Annotated in this window: 16 protein-coding genes and 1 tRNA gene; 12 read left to right on the forward strand and 5 right to left on the reverse strand. The window is 60.9% G+C overall.

The features are described from left to right. Positions 1-54 precede the first annotated feature (54 nt). A complete protein-coding gene (gene acs / locus ABZ728_RS20110; protein ID WP_366658141.1) occupies positions 55-1989 on the reverse strand; it encodes an acetate--CoA ligase in 1935 nt (644 codons plus the stop codon). Positions 1990-2200: 211 nt separating this feature from the next. Here acs and ABZ728_RS20115 point away from each other — a divergent pair, with 211 nt between their 5' ends. Then, entirely contained in the window at positions 2201-2539 is a 339-nt protein-coding gene (locus tag ABZ728_RS20115) for a hypothetical protein (protein ID WP_366658142.1), read from the forward strand. A 26-nt stretch (positions 2540-2565) separates the two neighbouring features. On the opposite strand, the gene ABZ728_RS20120 is transcribed toward ABZ728_RS20115, so the two are convergent. From ABZ728_RS20120 to tsaD, 3 genes are all read right to left on the reverse strand, one after another. Beyond that, a complete protein-coding gene (locus ABZ728_RS20120) occupies positions 2566-2979 on the reverse strand; it encodes an EVE domain-containing protein (RefSeq protein WP_366658143.1) in 414 nt (137 codons plus the stop codon). A gap of 32 nt (positions 2980-3011) precedes the next feature. Beyond that, on the reverse strand, positions 3012-3293 hold the full coding sequence (locus tag ABZ728_RS20125) for a YciI family protein (protein WP_366658144.1): 282 nt from the start codon (positions 3291-3293) through the stop codon (positions 3012-3014). 106 nt (positions 3294-3399) lie between these two features. Next, positions 3400-4476: a tRNA (adenosine(37)-N6)-threonylcarbamoyltransferase complex transferase subunit TsaD gene (tsaD, locus tag ABZ728_RS20130; RefSeq protein ID WP_366658145.1), complete on the reverse strand. Its 1077-nt coding sequence runs from the start codon at positions 4474-4476 to the stop codon at positions 3400-3402. A gap of 153 nt (positions 4477-4629) precedes the next feature. Here tsaD and hemC point away from each other — a divergent pair, with 153 nt between their 5' ends. From hemC to ABZ728_RS20180, 10 genes are all read left to right on the forward strand, one after another. Next, positions 4630-5583: a hydroxymethylbilane synthase gene (gene hemC / locus ABZ728_RS20135; RefSeq protein WP_366658146.1), complete on the forward strand. Its 954-nt coding sequence runs from the start codon at positions 4630-4632 to the stop codon at positions 5581-5583. Positions 5584-5587: 4 nt separating this feature from the next. Continuing rightward, positions 5588-6373 (forward strand): uroporphyrinogen-III synthase, encoded by a 786-nt coding sequence (locus ABZ728_RS20140; protein ID WP_366658147.1) that lies wholly within the window; start codon positions 5588-5590, stop codon positions 6371-6373. Positions 6374-6385: 12 nt separating this feature from the next. Continuing rightward, positions 6386-8287 (forward strand): mitofilin family membrane protein, encoded by a 1902-nt coding sequence (locus tag ABZ728_RS20145; RefSeq protein WP_366658148.1) that lies wholly within the window; start codon positions 6386-6388, stop codon positions 8285-8287. 8 nt (positions 8288-8295) lie between these two features. After that, positions 8296-9702: a heme biosynthesis HemY N-terminal domain-containing protein gene (locus tag ABZ728_RS20150; RefSeq protein WP_366658149.1), complete on the forward strand. Its 1407-nt coding sequence runs from the start codon at positions 8296-8298 to the stop codon at positions 9700-9702. A gap of 108 nt (positions 9703-9810) precedes the next feature. Continuing rightward, positions 9811-9886, forward strand: a tRNA-Thr gene (locus tag ABZ728_RS20155). A gap of 272 nt (positions 9887-10158) precedes the next feature. Beyond that, positions 10159-11454, forward strand: a complete 1296-nt coding sequence (locus tag ABZ728_RS20160; protein WP_366658150.1) for a LysR family transcriptional regulator — start codon at positions 10159-10161, stop codon at positions 11452-11454. Positions 11455-11650: 196 nt separating this feature from the next. After that, on the forward strand, positions 11651-12610 hold the full coding sequence (locus tag ABZ728_RS20165) for a TAXI family TRAP transporter solute-binding subunit (protein ID WP_366658151.1): 960 nt from the start codon (positions 11651-11653) through the stop codon (positions 12608-12610). 89 nt (positions 12611-12699) lie between these two features. After that, positions 12700-14592: a TRAP transporter fused permease subunit gene (locus tag ABZ728_RS20170; RefSeq protein WP_366658152.1), complete on the forward strand. Its 1893-nt coding sequence runs from the start codon at positions 12700-12702 to the stop codon at positions 14590-14592. A gap of 7 nt (positions 14593-14599) precedes the next feature. Next, positions 14600-15649, forward strand: a complete 1050-nt coding sequence (locus tag ABZ728_RS20175) for a membrane dipeptidase (RefSeq protein ID WP_366658153.1) — start codon at positions 14600-14602, stop codon at positions 15647-15649. A gap of 16 nt (positions 15650-15665) precedes the next feature. Beyond that, on the forward strand, positions 15666-16595 hold the full coding sequence (locus ABZ728_RS20180; RefSeq protein WP_366658154.1) for a carbon-nitrogen hydrolase family protein: 930 nt from the start codon (positions 15666-15668) through the stop codon (positions 16593-16595). An 89-nt stretch (positions 16596-16684) separates the two neighbouring features. Here ABZ728_RS20180 and ABZ728_RS20185 read toward each other — a convergent pair whose 3' ends face one another. Then, positions 16685-17260, reverse strand: coding sequence for a hypothetical protein (locus ABZ728_RS20185; RefSeq protein ID WP_366658155.1), 576 nt, complete (start codon positions 17258-17260; stop codon positions 16685-16687). Positions 17261-17554: 294 nt separating this feature from the next. Here ABZ728_RS20185 and ABZ728_RS20190 point away from each other — a divergent pair, with 294 nt between their 5' ends. Further along, positions 17555-19264 (forward strand): C69 family dipeptidase, encoded by a 1710-nt coding sequence (locus tag ABZ728_RS20190; protein WP_366658156.1) that lies wholly within the window; start codon positions 17555-17557, stop codon positions 19262-19264. The last annotated feature ends 5 nt before the right edge of the window (positions 19265-19269 follow it).

Raw genomic sequence — 19269 nt, forward strand, 5'->3', positions numbered from 1 at the left:
ATCGCCACCGGCCCTTTCTTGTCATGGGTCTGCCTGATACCACCCGGCCCGGCCTCAGCGGTTCATGCGGTTGTCCACGAGGTCGTCGACAACGCCCGGATCGGCCAGCGTTGTCGTGTCGCCGAGTTGCTCGTGCTCATTGGCGGCGATCTTGCGCAGGATCCGCCGCATGATCTTGCCTGACCGCGTCTTGGGCAGGCCCGGCGCCCATTGGATCAGATCCGGCGTGGCGATCGGACCGATATGCGCGCGCACATGCTTGACCAGTTCCGCCCGCAGCTCTTCACTCGGCGTTTCGCCCACGTTCAGCGTGACATAGGCATATATCCCCTGCCCCTTCAGGTCGTGGGGATAGCCGACCACCGCAGCTTCGGCGACCTTGGCATGGGCGACCAGCGCACTCTCGATTTCGGCCGTGCCCATGCGATGGCCGGAAACATTCAGCACGTCATCGACACGGCCCGTGATCCAGTAATAGCCATCAGCATCGCGCTTGGCACCGTCGCCCGAGAAATATTTTCCCTTGAAGGCGGCGAAATAGGTCTGAATGAACCGGTCGTGGTCGCCATAGACGGTCCGCATCTGACCCGGCCAGCTATCGGCGATGCAAAGATTGCCTTCCGTCGCGCCTGACAATTCGTTGCCGTCGTTGTCGACCAGAACAGGCTGCACCCCGAAGAACGGACGCGTTGCCGAACCGGGCTTCAGCGGCGTTGCGCCGGGCAGCGGGGCAATCAGGATTCCGCCGGTCTCGGTCTGCCACCAGGTGTCGACCACCGGGCAGCGTTCGTCGCCGACGACGCGGTAATACCAGAGCCAGGCTTCCGGATTGATGGGTTCGCCGACACTGCCGAGAATGCGCAGCGAGCCGCGATCGGTCTTCTTGACCGGGCCCTCGCCCTCGCGCATCAGCGCGCGGATTCCGGTCGGTGCCGTGTAGTAGATATTCACCTGGTGCTTGTCGATGATCTGCCAGTGGCGGGACGCATCGGGGTATGTCGGGACGCCTTCGAACATCAGCGTTATCGCGCCGTTCGCCAGCGGACCGTACAGAATATAGCTGTGTCCCGTCACCCAGCCGACATCGGCGGTACACCAGTATACGTCGCCGTCATGGTAGTCGAACACGTACTGGTGCGTCATCGAGGCATACACGAGGTAGCCGCCAGTCGTGTGCAGGACGCCTTTCGGCTTGCCGGTCGATCCGGAGGTATAAAGGATGAACAGCGGATCCTCGGCGTTCATCGCCTCGACCGGGCACTCTGCCGATACCTTGGCCGCTTCCTCGTGGAACCAGATATCCCGGCCTTCGGTCCAGGCGATATCGGCACCGGTACGCCGCACGACGACGACCGTGTGCACGCCCGACTGTCCTTCGAGCGCGGCATCGGTGTTCTTCTTCAGTCCGACCCGGCGCCCACCGCGCAGTCCTTCATCGGCCGTGATGACGATCTTGCTGTCGCAATCGACCACCCGGTCACGCAGACTGTCCGGGGAGAATCCGCCAAACACCACGGAATGCACAGCGCCGATACGGGCGCAGGCGAGCATCGCATAGGCCGCTTCCGGGATCATCGGCATGTAGATGGTGACACGATCCCCTTTGCTGACACCGCGCGCCTTCAGAATATTGGCCATCCGGCACACATATTCGTGCAGTTCGCGATACGTGATGTGCCGGCTTTCCGAAGGGTCGTCGCCTTCCCAGATAATCGCCGTCTGATCTCCGCGCGTATCGAGGTGGCGATCGATACAATTTGCGCTGGCATTCAATTGGCCGTCTTCGAACCACCGGATATCGACGTTCCCTTCGAAGGTGGTGTTCTTCACCTTCGTGTAAGGCTTGATCCAGTCGAGCCGCTGTCCATGCTCGGCCCAGAACTGTTCAGGGTCGGCCAACGACCGGTCGTACAGGCGATGATAGTTTTCCTCGTCGATCCACGCGGTGTCGGCAATGGATCGTTTTACAGGAATTGTCGTATCGGTCATCTTCGGGCGTCTCCTGGCATCTTGATCGTTGATCCTGTCGGGACCGTTCATCGCACCGTTTCGGACCGGCATCCGACCACCGGTCGTACGGATTTCGTGGCCGCATTATCCACAGCGGGGTCGCGCCGCACAACCGGCGCCATCGGCGGCGATCGGAACAGATCGGTTTTCGTCCCGGCGTTTACTCGTCATTAACCGGAATTCGCGACCATTGATCCTGTCTTTCCTGCGCCCAACCGTCGTCAGCAACCAAGCCGAGCCGCCACTCATGGAACCCGAAAGTTTTACGCCGCAGCCGACCCCGGCCCAAAGCGCCAACGAACATGTCGATCAAGAATGCGGGGAAGTGCAAGACGGAGAACAGTCTGAGCGGGACGGGCACCGCGCCACCCTCGACGCGCTGCTCGGTCTGCTGCACGACAGCGGCGACCCGGCCGCCATCCGGCTTTGCGACGATCTGGGAATTGCCGTCGATGACACCCGTTGCGGCATGGCGACCCGCGCCGAAACAGCCCGCGCGGCCCGCAATCTTGCCGCTGCGGTTCGATAGCCGCAAATCGAAAGACGTCTTCGCGCTCAGGCGGTAGTACCGCCAAGTTCGCAGACCAGCGCCCAATGCTCGTCGGATACCGGCATCACGGATAGCCGCGACTGGCGGACCAGCGGCATCTCCTTCAATTCCGGATGCTCTTTGATGGCCGCCAGCGTTACCGGCGTCTTCAACGGGCGGACGGCCTTGAAATCGACCATGCCGAAGCGGCCGGACGAGTCGCTGGGATCGGGATAGTATTCCTTCACGACCTCGACGATGCCGACGATCTCCTTTCCCTTCTGGGAATGGTAGAAGAACGCCTGATCGCCAATGCGCATGGCTTTCAGATTGTTCGACGCCTGATAATTGCGCACACCGTCCCAATGTTCCGACTCCACAGACATCTGGTCGTCCCACGACCATGTGGCCGGCTCGGATTTGACAAGCCAATATGCCATCGCGGCATTTCCCCCGTTCAGGCAGGTGGTTGTTACTTCGGGAATACCTTGCGCCAGGGCGTGATCGTGACGCTCTCGAACAAACCGGCCCTGGCATACGGGTCGTCGGCGCAAAAGGCATCGACCGCCGCCCGATCCGGAAACGTCATCACGAGCACCGAACCTGTCATCGCCTCACCGCTGTCGTCGAGCGTTGGCCCGGCGGCCACGACCTGATCGGCATGACGTTCCAGGTGGGCGAGATGAGCCTGGCGGTTGTCGCGGCGTATTTCCGCGGATCCGGGCTTGTCGGTGCATTGAATGACGAAATGCATGATTGGAAGTCCTTGGTTCGTTGTCGCGACTCGGCGGCGGCCAGAGCCTACCCCGAATTCTCCAAAGCGTCACGTGGGCGCATTACAGAAGAGTGGCTCCGGATGGTCAGGCCTTGACCCCCGCCCCGGCGACTGGCGTGGCATCCGGGTCGAGCGGCCACCTGGGCCGTGCGCGGGCATCCAGCCCGTCGACCAGCCCCAGGCGCAGCCGCTCGACGCCGGCCCAGGCGATCATCGCCCCGTTGTCCGTACACAGAGCAAGCGGCGGCGCAACGAACGGAAGCCCATCCGTCTCGGCCAGCGCCGCGAGCCGGGTGCGGATGGTCCGGTTCGCGGCAACACCCCCGGCGACAACGAGTGCGGTCAGTCCCAAGCCCTTTTCCTGCTGGGCAAGGTACTTCCGGGCGATCGCCAGGGCGTTGCCCGTCCGGTCGGCCAGGGCATCAGCCGCCGCCGCCTGAAACGATGCGGCCAGATCAGCGACGACGCTGTAGGTCAGCGGGCCCGGCGGTTGCCGGTCGACGATCTGGCGCACGGCCGTTTTCAGCCCGGAGAACGAGAATTCGCACCCGGCGCGCCCGATCAGCGGCCGGGGCAGGTCGTAGCTCTCGGGATCGCCGTCGGCAGCGGCGCGCTCCAGGGCCGGGCCGCCGGGATAGCCGAGGCCCAGGCATTTCGCGACCTTGTCGAAGGCCTCGCCGACGGCATCGTCCATGGTCGTCCCCAGACGCCGATACCGGCCAACGCCCTCGACGATGAGCAACTGGCAATGACCCCCGGAAACCAGCAGCAACAGATAGGGAAAGGCGACATCGTCCGTCAGGCGCGGCGTCAGCGCGTGCCCTTCCAGGTGATTGATCGCCAGAAACGGCTTGCCGGCGGCGAAGGCCATGGCCTTGGCGGCGGTTGTCCCGACCATGACGCCGCCGATAAGACCGGGTCCGGCTGTCGCGGCAACGCCGTCGATATCCGCCAGGTTTAGTCCCGCTTCGGCCAGCGCCTTGCGCACGATCGGCGTCAGGTGCTTCAGATGCGCGCGTGCGGCAACTTCAGGCACCACGCCGCCATAAGGACGGTGGTCCTCCAACTGGGTCAGGACGATATTGGACAGGATACGCCGATCGGCATCGACCACTGCCGCCGCCGTTTCATCGCAGGAGGTCTCGATTCCGAGCACATACATGATGCTGGCGTTCCGTGTTGACAGCGTGCCGGTCTGATGGTGGGCCGGTCGGAAGGATGGCCGGGCGCCGCTCCCCTGTTGACCCGGGGCGACGGGGCTTCTAAACCCGACGGCATGACCAACGTTATATCGCCGAGCCCAGCCGCCCGGTCAATGCCGACGAAACTGCGCATCGGAACGCGCGGCAGTCCGCTCGCCCTCGCCCAGGCGCACGAAGTACGCGACAGACTTGCCGCTGCACACCCCGATCTGGCGCCGGGTCCGGATGGCGCGCAGCCAATCGAGATCGTCGTCATCAAGACCACCGGTGACCGGATTCTGGACCGTCCATTGGCGGAAATCGGCGGCAAGGGCCTGTTCACGAAGGAACTGGATCAGGCGCTCGACGAGGGCGACATCGATCTCTGTGTCCATTCGATGAAGGATGTCCCGACACTACTGCCGGATAACATGGTTCTCGCTGCCCTGCTGCCGCGCGAAGACCCGCGCGACGTGTGGTTCGCGCGCGGCGGCGAAACCCTCTCCAGCCTGCCCGCCGGTTCGATGGTCGGAACGGCCTCTCTTCGCAGGCAGGCTCAGGTTCTGGCGCTGCGGCCGGATCTGCGCGTCAGCGTCCTGCGCGGCAATGTCGCGACCCGGCTCGCGAAGCTTGAGCGCGGCGAGGTCGACGCCACCATGCTGGCGCTGGCCGGACTGAATCGCCTCGGCCACGCCGTCGGTGACGGCAGCATCGTCGTGGAGCCGTCGGAAATCATGCCGGCCGTCGCGCAGGGCGCGATCGGGCTGCAGATCCGGCGATCCGACGAGGCGACGGCGCTGCGTGTCGCCGCCCTCCACTGCCCTGGCACCGGCGCTCGCGTCGCCATGGAGCGGGGATTTCTGGCGGCGCTGGACGGTTCCTGTCGAACGCCGATTGCCGGCCTTGCCATGATCGAGGACGGCCGACTGGCATTCGCCGGTCTGGTCGCCGCCCCCGATGGCAGCCGGATCGAACGAATCGAGGGGACCAGCGATCCGGACAATGCCGCCGAAACCGGGCATGACCTTGGCATGGCGTTGCGTTCCCGGCTGCCTGCGGGAATGCTGGCCCACGCCACCGGGGCCTAGCCCCGTGGAAGCGAACGGCGATGTCGACCAGCCGGGCGCCGAAAGCCGATGGATCGTCACGCGTCCCCTGCCCGACGCTGAGGAACTGGCCGACCGCCTTGAAGAGATCGGGGTTCGCCCCCTGATTTCTCCCGCACTTGCCATCGTGCCACTGACGCCGCCGGCGGTCACCGAACGGATCGACGGGGTGATCTTCACCAGCCGCAATGGCGTTCGGTTCGGGGCGCAGCTGGCACCCGACCGCAGCCTCCGCGTTTTCGCTGTGGGCGAAGCAACGGCCGAGGAAGCGCGCCGGGCCGGTTTCACGAACGTACTCGCGGCCGATGGCGATGTGCAGTCAGTCGCGGCACTTATTGCCGATACGCTGGCCCCGTCAGGCAGAACCGACCCCCTGCGACTGCTCCATCCTGCCGGAGCACACCGGGCCGGAGACCTGGACCGCATGCTGTCGGCGTCCGGCATCCGTGTGGACAGTGTTTCCGCATACACCGCCGAGCCCGCCACCGGGCTTTCGGAAGAAGCGTACGGATCGCTCGTCGATGGAACCGTTGCAGGGGTTCTGCTGTTCTCACCACGTACGGCGGCCCTTATCGCACATCTTGTCACGGCATCCGGGATGGACGATCGGTTGCGGGGCGTGTACGCTGTTTGTTTGAGTGGTAACGTTGCGGATCAGATCCGGCACCTTCCCTGGCGAAACGTCGTCGTTGCACGAGCACGCTCGACCGAGGCTGTCCTGGACGCCGTATCTCATCTGCCATCGAAGCCCCCAGCACGCCAACGGGGATGAGAGCCGACGCCCATGCAGTCGACCGACGGTGACAAGAGAGACGATCAGAATCCCGACGCGACGCGGGACGGATCACCATCCGATGACGGCCGCGCCAGTGCGCCGTCGTCGACTGATCGCACGCGGGAAGGCGGCGACGCCCATCCGGCTTCCGAAAGCGCGGCGGAACGCGTGATCGCGGCGTTTGGCGGCATCCGTCCCATGGCGGCGAAGATCGGCGTACCGGCAACGACAGTACAGGGTTGGAAAAAGCGTGGCGTCATTCCCGAAGCCCGGCGCGACGAACTGGTCAAGGCCGCCGCCGACAACGGCATCACGCTGGATGACACGGCCCTTGGCGAGGCGCTGATTGCGGAACGGACCGAAGAGCCCGCCGACTCCGGCAAGCCGGACGAAACCGGCAGGACAGCCGGTTCCTCAGCGGCCGCCTCCGGCCGGGAAAGAGTGACGGGTGAGAATTTGGCGAGCGAGAGATTGACAGGCGACAAAACGAACCAGCCGACCGGGCAAAAGCCGGGTCGCCGTACAGACACAGCTGGCGGCAATTCGCCCTGGCCAGGTTCAGGGCCAGGTTCGGGGCCGAGTTCGGGGGCCAGCCCCGCTCCGACAGCGGCGTCGGAGGGATCTTCCGACCGGAAGACCGGTGCGGCGGAACGGCCGGACAGCAAAGCGACAGCGAGCGGTCCCGGAAGCAGCACGTCCGGCGGTTCATCCGGACAGCCTCCGCGTCCCGCGGCCGATAGCGGCCCTCGACCGGCGCCGCCGCGCGACACCGCCGTGCTCATGGTCGCCGTGGTCGCCCTGGTGATCGCCGTGATTGCCGTCGCGGGCCTGGTCACATACCCGGCATGGGCGCCGCGCTATCTCGATACGCCCGATCCCGCGCTTCTGGCCGAGAGGCTTGACACGCTCGAATCCGGGGTCGACGCCGCCATGGAAGAACCGCGGGCAGCCGTCGAGAATTTCGAAACCCGCATCTCGGCCGTGGAATCCGACATGACGGAGGCCCTGGAGCGGGTCGACGCCTTTACCGGCGTCGAGATCGACGGACGGCCGCTGGCCGATATCCTGGACGATTTCGACAGCCGGGCCACGACGCTGGCAGACGAGGTCCAGCAATTGGACGACCGGCTGGCGGCGCGCCTGCCGGCGCTGGAAGAACGGATTGAAGCCGTCGAGGGCCAGGGCAGCGCCATTGAGTCCCTTGAAGGACGGATCTCCGGTCTCGAATCCGAGCGTGCGGCTCTCGGTGATGTTCGTCAGGCCATCGACACACTGGAACGCCGGATCAACGATGTCGACGACACGATGGGGGACGTCACCGGCAGGCTCGATAGCGTCGCCGGTATCGCCGAGCAGGCCGCCGCGACCGACGCCACCACCATGGCCCTGGTTCTGGCGGTCGGACAGTTGCGCGATTCCCTGTTCGTCGGCGCGCCGTTCGAGCAGTCGCTGGAAACCGTGCGGGAAGTCGCGGCCGGTGATGGTGAGATCGAGTCGGCAGCCGAAACGCTGACGCCCTATGCGTCATCCGGCGCACCGACCCTGTCGGAACTGCAGACGCAATTCCCGGCGATGGCCGACGCCGTACGCGAAGCGGCGCGAACACCGGAATCGGGCAGTTGGACCGACGAGGCGCTATCGCGGGTCCAGGGGCTGGTGTCGGTTCGACCCGTTGCCGGAGAGGTCGAGGGCGATACACCGGATGCGATCCTGGCAAGGGCGGAAGCCCGCGTCATGAGCGACAATCTGCGCGGTGCACTCGATGCGCTCGACGCCCTGGACGGGCAGGCAGCCGAGGCGGCGGCGGACTGGATATCCCTGGCACGCGATAGAATAGCGGTCGAAGATGCCCTGGCGACACTGAACAATACCGCCGTTCGCCGGCTTATGGCGACCCGCGACGGAGGCTGAGCGCTGTCATGACACGGGCACTCTATTACATCATCAAGGTCGCGGTCCTTGTCGCCATCGCCATATGGCTCGCGGAACGCCCGGGCGATCTGGAGATCGAATGGCAGGGCTATGTCGTCGAGACCACCCTCGGCGTAGCGCTGTTGGCACTGTTCGTGCTGATCATCCTTTGTGTGGTGCTGTATCGTCTTTGGCGGGGCCTGATCGGTTTGCCGCGCCTGTTCGGCGACTGGCGTCATGGCAGCCGGCGCGAACGCGGCTACAAGGCCCTGACGCAAGGGCTGGTCGCGGTCGCCGCCGGCGACCCCGATACCGCCCAGAAGATGGCGCGCAAGGCCGACAACCTGCTCCAGGCACCGCCACTGACGCGGCTGTTGTCCGCCCAGGCGGCGCAGCTTCGCGGCGACCAGGACGCGGCGCAGCGCTATTTCGAGGAAATGCTTCAGAGCCCGGAGACCGAGTTTCTGGGCTTGCGCGGCCTGCTGAACCAGACTCTCGGTTCATCCGACACGACCGCGGCGCTGCAATATGCGCAGCGCGCGCGGGAAATCAGCCCACAGACGCGATGGGTGATCGAAGGGTGCTTCGAGCTTGAGGTCCGGCACCGGAAATGGGACGATGCCCTGCGCACGGTCTCCGCGGGCGCGAAGGGTGGTGTCTTTTCCGAGGAAACCGCCCGTCGTCACAAAGCCGCGATCATGGTCGAGCAAAGCCGCGAGGCCGAGACCGCAGGCGACACGTCGGGCGCAAAGCGGCTGGCGCAGAAAGCCGTCGGGCTGGTTCCCGACTTTGTCCCCGCCATTCTGCGCGACGCCAAACTGCTGATCACGGCAAACCAGCACAAAAAGGCACGCAAGCTGATCGAACGGCATTGGGCGGGTACGCCGCACCCTGACCTGTTCGCCGTCTATCTCGACGCCCTGCCGGCTGGAACCGACGCGCTGGCTCGCGTACGCGCCGTTGAGACACTCGTTGCCGCGGCGCCGAGCGAACCTGAAAGCCTGCTGGTGCTGGCCGAGAGCGAGCTGGAAGCCAGACTGTGGGGTCAGGCCCGGTCAAATCTGCTGAAGGTCGAGACCCTGCGCCCGACACCGCGGGTCTACCGCCGGCTTGCCGAACTGGAGCGGGCGGAAAGCAACGATGTCGAAGCCGCGCAGGAATGGCTGGCAAAGGTCGAGGAGTCGCCCCCCGACCCGACCTGGGTCTGCGACGCCTGCGGAACCGTAACGCCAACCTGGACGGCCGTGTGCAACAGTTGCGGCACCTTCAACGACCTGACGTGGCGGTCTCCCATCCGGGTCATGCGCCTGACGGCCCGCGCGCCCGACGAAGCAGACGACGACACGGCCGAGACCCTGGACCTTACGCCGGGCGCCGTTACGACAGGCAACCGGGCGGCGCCGGCAGGCGTCTGACGGCGCCACCGGGCGGATGCCTCTGCTTCGCTCGGACGACAATAGCCCAAATCAGGCCATGAGAGTATTGATCGCCCGAATAAGGGGTGGTATAGACCGCTCCGGTTCGCTGATGTAGCTCAGTTGGTAGAGCAACGCATTCGTAATGCGTGGGTCGGGGGTTCGAGTCCCTCCATCAGCACCATTCCCCAATTTGTCCGACCCCAAGACATGGGTAACGTCGAGCGCTGGTAGCCAGTGCCCGTTGGGATGGGGTTCTGACGTCTTGTGTCTCAAAGCTGAGAACCAGGGAATAGGGCCGGATTGGTCACCCCGGTAATGTCCGTGCGCCCGGCCAGGCCCGCCCCGCCAAGCTTGCCATGACATGCATGCCTCGATCCGTGACGCCCGGGAGGCGCAGGCCCGACGCAAGCGCAGGCGCGGCTCTCACGATCGTGAGGAATATGGGCGCCCAGCTTGTCCAGCCCCTCCTCGTTTGGGCTCGACTCCGCCGCCCGTCGGCGCAAATACCTCACCGCCACAGAACGTCAGGCGTTCCTGCACGCCGCGAAAGATGCCGCTTTCGAAGCGCTCTCCTTCTGTCACATGCTTATCGCCGGTCGAATCGCTCTCAACGACGGGCTGATCGTTTTCGATAATCTGAAGAAGCGCCGTTCCAACGTCCTTCGGGCTGTGCCGGCGCCGGGGCCACCCCTGGGAGTCTCGATCCGGTGCTTTCCTGCCGCTATAGCTCACTCCTTATGCGTCAGCCGCATCAGTACATCTATAAGCTTCAGCAATTGGGAGAAAATCGTGACCGAAAAAAAACATCGCAAACGCGGGCGCATCCCTGGACCGGACTTCGGGCGAACAACTGAGTTGAGCTTTACCCACCTGCAAGATTTCGCCGCCGTTGCCACCAACAAGAGTTTTTCCAGGGCTGCCACGGCACTCGGCAGCAACCAATCCAGCGTTTCGCGGTCGATTATGCATCTTGAAGAAACGATTGGTGTTCGGCTGTTCGATCGGATTGGACGGACGGTGACGCTTACGGCAAACGGGGATCGACTTCTCAAGCTTGCGCGCGACGTGATAGCGGCACAGTACGCCTTGGCACAAGGCGCGCAGGAGCTGTCGTCGGGCCGAAAAGGCGTGATACGGATCGGAGCCACTATCCAAACCATCCAAAGCCGATTGTCGCCCCTGGTCAGTTCATTCCGGGCGCGATTTCCGGATGTAGATGTATTTTTTGTCGAAGACACGACCGAGGTACTTGTTCGAAAGCTGGAAGACGGCGATCTCGATTTGGCGATCGGTTGGGCACCCGCAGACAGCCCAATAAAGGGGCTTCGCTTATTCACTCTGTGGGCCCAGGCCGTGATCCCCAAATCCCATCCGCTATCCGATCGTCAAAGCATCGATGTCGACTCCCTCGCTGGCGAGCGGCTCTTGATCATGCGGCGCGGATACATGACCCGTGAAATGTTTGAAGGCATATGTCAGCTACGCGGTATTCGCACCATCCCCATCCTGGAGAGCCATAATCCCCATGCGCTGGTGGCGATGAGCAATGACGGGCACGGTATCGCCATTGTGCCTTCAACCGTCGGCGCTATGCCTCCCGACGTCCGCGTTGCCGAATTGACCGAGGGGGGGCGACGTCTGGCCCACGATATGATGATCCTGTGGGATAGTCGGCGTCATCAGTCCGACTTGTGCCATGCCTTCGTTGAGCATGCCATGGCAGCGCCAGACCGGCTCGATTTTGTCTAATCTATGCTTATTATGCATCCGAGAAAAGCTATTGACACATTGATTGACGGAGCTATAGCCTAAGTGAATAGCGATCATTGCTGCGGTCAAATCCCAGCGTAAATAAGAATCGCCCAGCTTGTTCTATGCAAAATATTTTGCATGGCGAGAGGCTTTGTCTGATTGATATCAGGATACCGAATTGGGAGACAGTTCAATGAAATTTACCGTGGTTACACATAGAGTATTTATGGCGACCGCTTTTGTCGCGCTCGCGGGTGCTGCGCATGCACAGCCGAACCAGCTGACGATCGTCAGTGGATCCCCGGGTGGATCCTGGTATCCAATCGCAGCCGGCATGTCCGCCATATTTGGTCGAGAGGGCATTCGGTCCAACGCCGAGACGGGAGCCGGGGTCACCAATATGATCCAGGTTTCGATGGGCCAAGCCGAGCTTGGCGTTACAACGTCGACAATTCCACCGATGGCGGAAGCTGGAGAGGCGCCATTTGAGCAGACGCTGGACAACAATCGGGCCTTGGCCACGTTGTTTCCCAATGCGATGCACATTGCCGTAACAGATGATAGTGGCATCGCCACGTTGGATGATCTTGTCGGCATGCGGATCAATACGACAGCCGTCGGAAATTCTACTCAGCAGGCATTTGTTGATGTTTTGACGGCCGCGGGGATAGAGGAATCCGAGGTAGAAACCAGCCGTGGCAGTCAGAACTTCGCAGCCGATGCAGTGAAGGATGGAAGCCTTGATGGCTTGGTACTGCTCTCAGCGTATCCCAACGGCACTTATACCGAGTTGTTCTCCTCGGTCGATATGAATTTGCTGAGCCTGGACGAAGAAATATTGGCAGCTCTGGGCGAGGCCAACCCTGGTTACAGCCCGTCCACGATCCCGGCCGGCACCTATCCAGGTCAAGACGACGATGTCGCAACCGCGCGCTCGGACCTGATCCTGTTCGCCAACCAGGATATGTCCGACGAAGACGCTCACTGGATCGTGTCAACGCTGTTGAATCATATGGACGAACTTCAAGGGATCCATGCGATCATGTCGGATTTGACTCCGGATACCATGGCCAATGTCCAGGGCATGCCGCTCCACCCGGGAGCTCTTGAGGCCTACAGCGCCGCTGGCATCGCGATCCCGGACGCTGATTGACGGCTCCATTGGTTGCCGGTGCGGCGGCCGATTGCATCGCCGCACCGGCGATTGATTTCCACCGGGTTGTCCCAGCATGAGAATTGAACATGACCGTTGGAATTTCATATTTCGTAACGGCGTTGTGTCTGGCCATGTCGAGCTATCATATCGTCGTGGCCTATGTCGGGACCCCGATTGCCGAAATTCACTACCCGCTCCATTTATTATTCGTTCTTCTGATCGTATTTTGGACATCGAACATCCCTGAAAGTTTTGGCAAGAAACTTTTGTTTTTGTCTTGGAATGTAATTCTTTCAATAACTGTTATTTCTTCTTGTCTATACCTTTCACTGAACTCTAATTATATACAGCAGCGCATTATGTTTATTAGCGCCTTAACATCAACAGAAATCATACTTTCTATTGGTCTTATCATCGCTGTGTTCGAAGCGGCGCGTCGAACTGTGGGTATGGTACTTTCTATCGTCGTGGGTGCATTCCTGCTCTATGCCGTATTCGGTTTCTATTTGCCGTATCCGTTCTGGCACAGAGGTTATGGATTTCAATATATTTTGGAAACTACGTATCTGACCCAGGACGGGCTCTGGGGTGCGCCCATTGCGGTAACCGCCAACTATGTATTTCTGTTCATCCTGTTCGGTAGTTTTCTGGTTGCCTTTGGTGCGGTTGGCTTCTTCAAACTTATCGCTACCCGTCTGACCGCCGGCATGACCGGTGGCGCTGCCAAATCCTCCGTTTGCTCAAGCGCACTGATGGGCACCCTGACTGGAAGCTCAGCGGCAAATGTCGTCGTGACTGGCTCGTTCACCATTCCTACAATGAAAGCGGCCGGCTATAGGCCGCATTTCGCCGGGGCGGTTGAAGCGGTCTCTTCTTCAGGCGGGCAGTTCATGCCACCAATCATGGGGTCGGCCGCCTTCATTATGATGGAATTCATCGGCGTTCCATATGCGACCATTATGGGAGCCGCGATAATTCCGGCAATTTTATATTTTGCTGCTGTATTTTGCATGGTCGATCTGGAGGCAAGGCGGCTCGGGCTACACCATGATGGGAGCAATGAAGATGGTCCCATATTCAAACTTCTTGCTTCGTATACATATCTGGTCTTGCCGATATTCGTCCTGATCTGGCTATTGGTCGAGGGTGCGACACCAACGCGGTCGGCGTTCTGGGCAATAGTGGCTGTGATTTTTGCTTATGCAGCCTTCGTCCGCCCCGCACCGAAAACCTTTGTGGAAGCTTGCTTCCAGGCGATGACCCAGGCACCGAAACTCGTCGGCCCTGTTGTGGTGGCCTGCGCCTGTGGCGGCATTATCATCGGCCTGATCACGATGACCGGTCTTGGTTTGCGCATGAGTTCGATTGTTTTGACACTTGCTCAGGACAGCCTGCTCTTGCTGCTTGGACTCACGATGATTGCCGGTGTAGTCCTGGGTATGGGAATGCCGACATCAGGCGCCTATATCATTCTTGCCGTGCTCCTGGCACCGGGAATGATCGAGTTCGGCGTTACGCCCCTCGCAGCACACATGTTTATCATGTACTGTGCTGGCGTTTCGGCTATTACGCCCCCGGTTGCCTTGGCATCGTTCGCTGCAGCCGGTCTTGCTGGCGCCAATCCGTGGAAAACCAGCATAACGGCTTTTCGGCTTGGGCTGGCGAGTTTCATTATTCCCTACATGTTCGTCTACGGCCCGCCGCTACTGGGCTATGGCAGTATCCTTGAAATCGGCTGGTCGAGCCTGACCGCGCTCGTCGGCATCGGTTCGCTGTCGATAGCCCTGATCGGATGGCTGTTTCACCCACTTTCCGCGATCAACCGCCTCCTATTCTTTGCGGGCTCACTTTGCCTGATTCAGCCCGGATTGGCCATTGATGCTGCGGGGCTCGCGATCATTCTTTGCGCCTATTTGCTGAGCCGGACCGCAATCGGATCAGTATCGAAAGCTCAAAACCCCGAAGTAAAAATCAAATGAGGAATCGATGTCTAAAAACCAAACGTCGACAGAGCGACGGTTTCAGCCAATCGACTGGCGAAGCGAACTGTCCGATCGCGCTGCAAAATTGAACGATGAGGCCGTAATCTGCGACTTATGTTTACCGTGGACTGCGGAAAATCTTCATGCGCGCAGCGGTGTTCTGGAAGGATATGCGGCAGCCGGGGGGACATACACGTCGCTATCATGCGGCTTCGGCAACATGGCCGGTTTCGAAGGAACAATGCGACACGTTGCGCAGGAACGACAGCGCATACGAAATAACCCGGAAGCCATCGTTCAGGTGGGGAGTGTCGCAGAGATCAGGGCCGCGAAGCGCGATGGTCGCCTGGCGGCGTCCTTCAACCTCCAGGGTGCAGATCCGCTCGGAGGCGAAATTTCCATGGTCGATGTTTACTATCGGCTGGGTGTGCGCCAGATGCTGTTTTGCTATAACCAACGCAACATGGCGGGCGATGGGTGCCATGAGCGAACCGATAGCGGACTGAGCCGCTTTGGTGTCGAACTGGTGCGCGAAATGAATCGGGTCGGTATGCTTATCGACTGCACCCATACCGGCTATCGCACCACCATGGAAATCATGGACTTGTCGGAATATCCGGTAATCTTCAGCCACTCAAACCCGAGGGCGTTGTTTGATCACGGGCGCAATATTACAGACGAGCAGATCAAGCGGTCCGCTGAGACAGGTGGCCTTGTCGGCGTAAATGGCTTTGGCGCTTTCCTGAGCGCCGACGGTCAGGATGCATCCCCGGCAAAGGTAGCGCGTAATATTGATCACATAGTTCAACTCGTTGGTTCCCAGCACGCCGCACTTGGTTTCGATGCTGTATATACGCCCGAAATAACTTATGGTCGCATGATGACAATGGTGACCAGTTATCCCGACTATCCGCAACCGCCCTGGGATTTTTTATTGCCGCATAGGGTCCCTGAACTAACACAGGAATTCGTGGATCTCGGCTATTCAGACGAAGCGATTCTGGGCATACTTGGCGAGAATTTTCTTCGCGTTGCTGATGCTGTTTGGAAATAAAAATCCAAGACTTACTATGATGGAGAAGAAGATGTCACGTCCATTCAAAGTGTGTGCCGTTCAGACTGGCGCCGTAGGTCCGAATGATTTACCCGACATGGTCCAAAGAACCTGCGCTGAAATCTCTCGGGCCGGATCGGAAGGGTGTGACATCATTTCTTTTCCGGAATTATATTTGTCACCATTTTTCGCAAATCGCCTGGATGAAAGTGCCAGGAAATACTTCATTTCGATTTCTGGCCCGGAGATGGAGAAAATCAGGGATGCCGTTGCAAAGGCAAAAATCAATGCCGTCGTCCCTTTTGCGGAATATAGCGGGGTCGGGTATCATAACAGCGCGGCGGTTTTCGACAGATCCGGGTCCTTGGTCCAGATCTATCGCAAGACCCATATCCCGGCATATTTTCCAACTGACCGACCTGGCGGAACTGGAAGTTATGAGAAATTATATTTTCAACCCGGCGACCAGCTGAAAACCGTAATGCTGGATGGCGTTTCCGTGGGCGTACTGATCTGCTATGATCGCTTGTTTCCGGAAGCGAGCCGCAGTCTGGCGCTGGAGGGGGCCGAGGTTATTATTATACCGATCAGCTACTCCAACTACAGCGACGCCGACCATCGCAGCGGCATATGGGATGTGCCAATCCGGAGCCGAGCCTATGAAAACGGCGTATTCGTGGTTGCCTGCAACCGAGTTGGCGTTGAGGGTGTCCGGCAGCATATCGGCCGAAGCCTGATTGTCGATCCCAAAGGCGCCATTCTATTGGAAGGAGATGGTGCCAATGAAGATCGTCTTTCCGTTACACTGGACATCGATTCCACTCGGGATGCCCGAATCAACTTTCCGTGGTGGCGTGATCGTCGGCCGGATCTTTACAGGACAAGCAGTAGCGAGAAATTCGGGCGATCCTGGCGTCACGACGCACCTGACAGTTCATTGACCTGACAGGAACGGTCGAGGCAAGACATGACCCCTGGAAGCCGAATAGGACGTAGAACTCACACAACAAATTGAACAAGACCAGATGCGTCCGTTCAGCGGGAGAAGTCGTGCGGATTATTGCAGGTCAATCGGCGCAGAAACAGCGGTGATGGCATTTCCCCGATACCGGTTTCCATCACCCAAAGCGCCTGGATTTCATAGGCTTCGCGTTCAGCCTCAAGTGTGCACCGGAATTCGGCCGCCGACTCCCACTGCAGATGATGCACAAGTTCATGCACCAGTGTGAAGTTGCAACCTACCGATTCAAAGTCTTCCGCCAGCAGAATGATCGGAGGCGTGTATAGCGCGTTGATGCAATCCTGCTGTTGGTACCCCTCGGGCAATTGCGAGTATACGATATAGTTGATCGTGGTTCTCGGCACCTTCACAAAGGCGGGCATGGTGTCCATTCGGTCGTAGGGCGAATTTTCGAAAATCCACTCGACGATGCGGTCAACCTCAGCCAGAAATTCAGGCGGGGGAATGGGATCGAACCCCGCCTCGTTCGACGGTACGTTCAGCGCGGCAGTTGGCGCGGCGTTGGACGAAGACTGGCCACGAGCCGGCCCGCCGTCCAGGAACACGACAAGAAGACACGCCGCCAGGACGAAGCCGGCAATTCGACACACGGCACTTCTCCTTCTCGGATCCATGGCACGGATACATCACCTGAACTTGACGACTCAGGTATGGGCCTTACCCTCAGGCCGCGTCAACCGCGACGAGAGTCGCATTTTCGTGGCGGATGACGATATCGCCAACCTCGCGCGCTCGATTCAGCCATGGATTCACCGAGCGAGCTGGAACACAACCCTTCCTTCTGCGTTGTGCAGGCATGGCTCTTGCAACTGCCCCGTCATGTTTGATGACGAAGGCTGTTGCCGAAGCCAGCACTGTCTTCGTTTTTGGAAGGGGGATCATCCGTGAGACATCGTCAACACTTCCGCGGCGTCTGCGCGCGCCGTACTCTGCCATTCGTTTGCACCCTGGCATTCGTCACTGCGACCCAAGCGGCTGCCGAAGATGCCGGGCCAGGCAATGCGGGGCCGGGCGCCAGGAATTTTCCCGGCGAAAAGAGCATTGGCATCTTTATCGGCAACGAGTTGACTGCCGACGGTTCCACGATCCTGGCCGGGTTCGGTCACGAGCCGTCCAGCCACTGGATCGAGATCGTCCCGCGTCAGGAGCATCCGGAGGGGTCGACCACGCGCGTCGGCGTCACCGAGGACGCCTGGATACCTGGCGAATTGACCGACATTCCCCAGGCCGCGACGACCTATAAGTACATCACGTCGAATTATTCCGAATATGCCGGCTTCCCGCCGCCGCTGACCAATGGCGGTCTCAACGAACACGGCGTCGCCGCGCGGGATATCTGGTCGCCGTCGCGTGCAGAACTGGTCGAGATGTCGGAAGAAGCCGCCGAAACCCAGCCGCAAACCGGGCCGAATTACAGCGATCTCGCCCGCGCAGCCATGGAAAGGGCGACAACGGCCCGCGAAGCGGTCGAGATCATAGGCGATCTGATCGACGAGCACGGTTTTTCAACCTATGGTGGTAATTCCCACCTGTTCGCCGACGAAAATGAAGGCTGGGTCTTCATCAACTATGCCGGCGGCGAGGGCCTGTGGGCGGCCGAGCGGATCGGCCCCGACGAAGTCCGGGTATCCTATCCGGGCTACATCCACGAGTTCCCCGCCGACTTTGAAGGCTCCGACGATTATATGGCCTCGGACAATCTGGTCGAATTCGCGCGTGAGCAAGGCTGGTGGGACGGCGGGGAAACGCTGAACCTGCAGGACGTCCTTGGCCAGCCCTTCCCGGCCGACGATCCCAGCGCCACCGTTCCCGCCTTCTATTCCGCAGCGCGCAATCCGCCCGAACGGGAACGGGAACTGGAGGACATGGCACCGATCCGGCTGGAAGACATGCTGGCTTATGTCCGCGACCCTCGCTGGGCGGATGATCGTGCCGGCTATGGTCAGGTGGCCCATATCAGGCCGGACGTTCACCCGGAACTGCAGACGCTGTGGGTCGCGGTGACCGGCGCGATCACGACGCCCTTCGTACCGATCCCGATCGGGACTGAATCCGTCCCGCCGGAATTCACGCAGCACCGCTACATGACGAAGGATGCGGACTCGCACTTCCTCGATGCGGATTATGCACCGGTGGAAGCCACGCGCTATGCCACCCGGACTTTCAAGCGGCTGCTCTATCACACCTGCGAGCGTCCCGAGCAGTTCCTGCACCCGGTGACCGGCGAGATCGAACTTTTCGAGCAGGATCTGCTCGACGAGCGCGAAGGGTTCGAGCGTCGCGCCCTAGAGAGTTTCGACGCCGGCGACAACGGCGAGGCCCGCGACCTCATTACCCGCAACGTGGAACGGCGGCTTTTGCAGGCGCTCGACCTGGGTGAGGATCTTGTCTCGGTCGTGGAGCGGCGCACCCGCCAGGAACACGGCATCCGCATGCCCGAGGGTGAAGACGCCGAGGGCGAGACCACGCCGGCGACCAGCCAGCACATGGCGCGTCCCAGCCTGGCCGGCAGGATCCATTGCTATGACGAGGCCCTGGACGAATACCCGCGCGAACATGGGCAGTATCGGGACTCGGCCGACCTGCTTCGGTAGCGCAT

Origin of the sequence: Fodinicurvata sp. EGI_FJ10296 (genome assembly GCF_040712075.1) — a bacterium.
Classification (GTDB): domain Bacteria; phylum Pseudomonadota; class Alphaproteobacteria; order DSM-16000; family Inquilinaceae; genus JBFCVL01.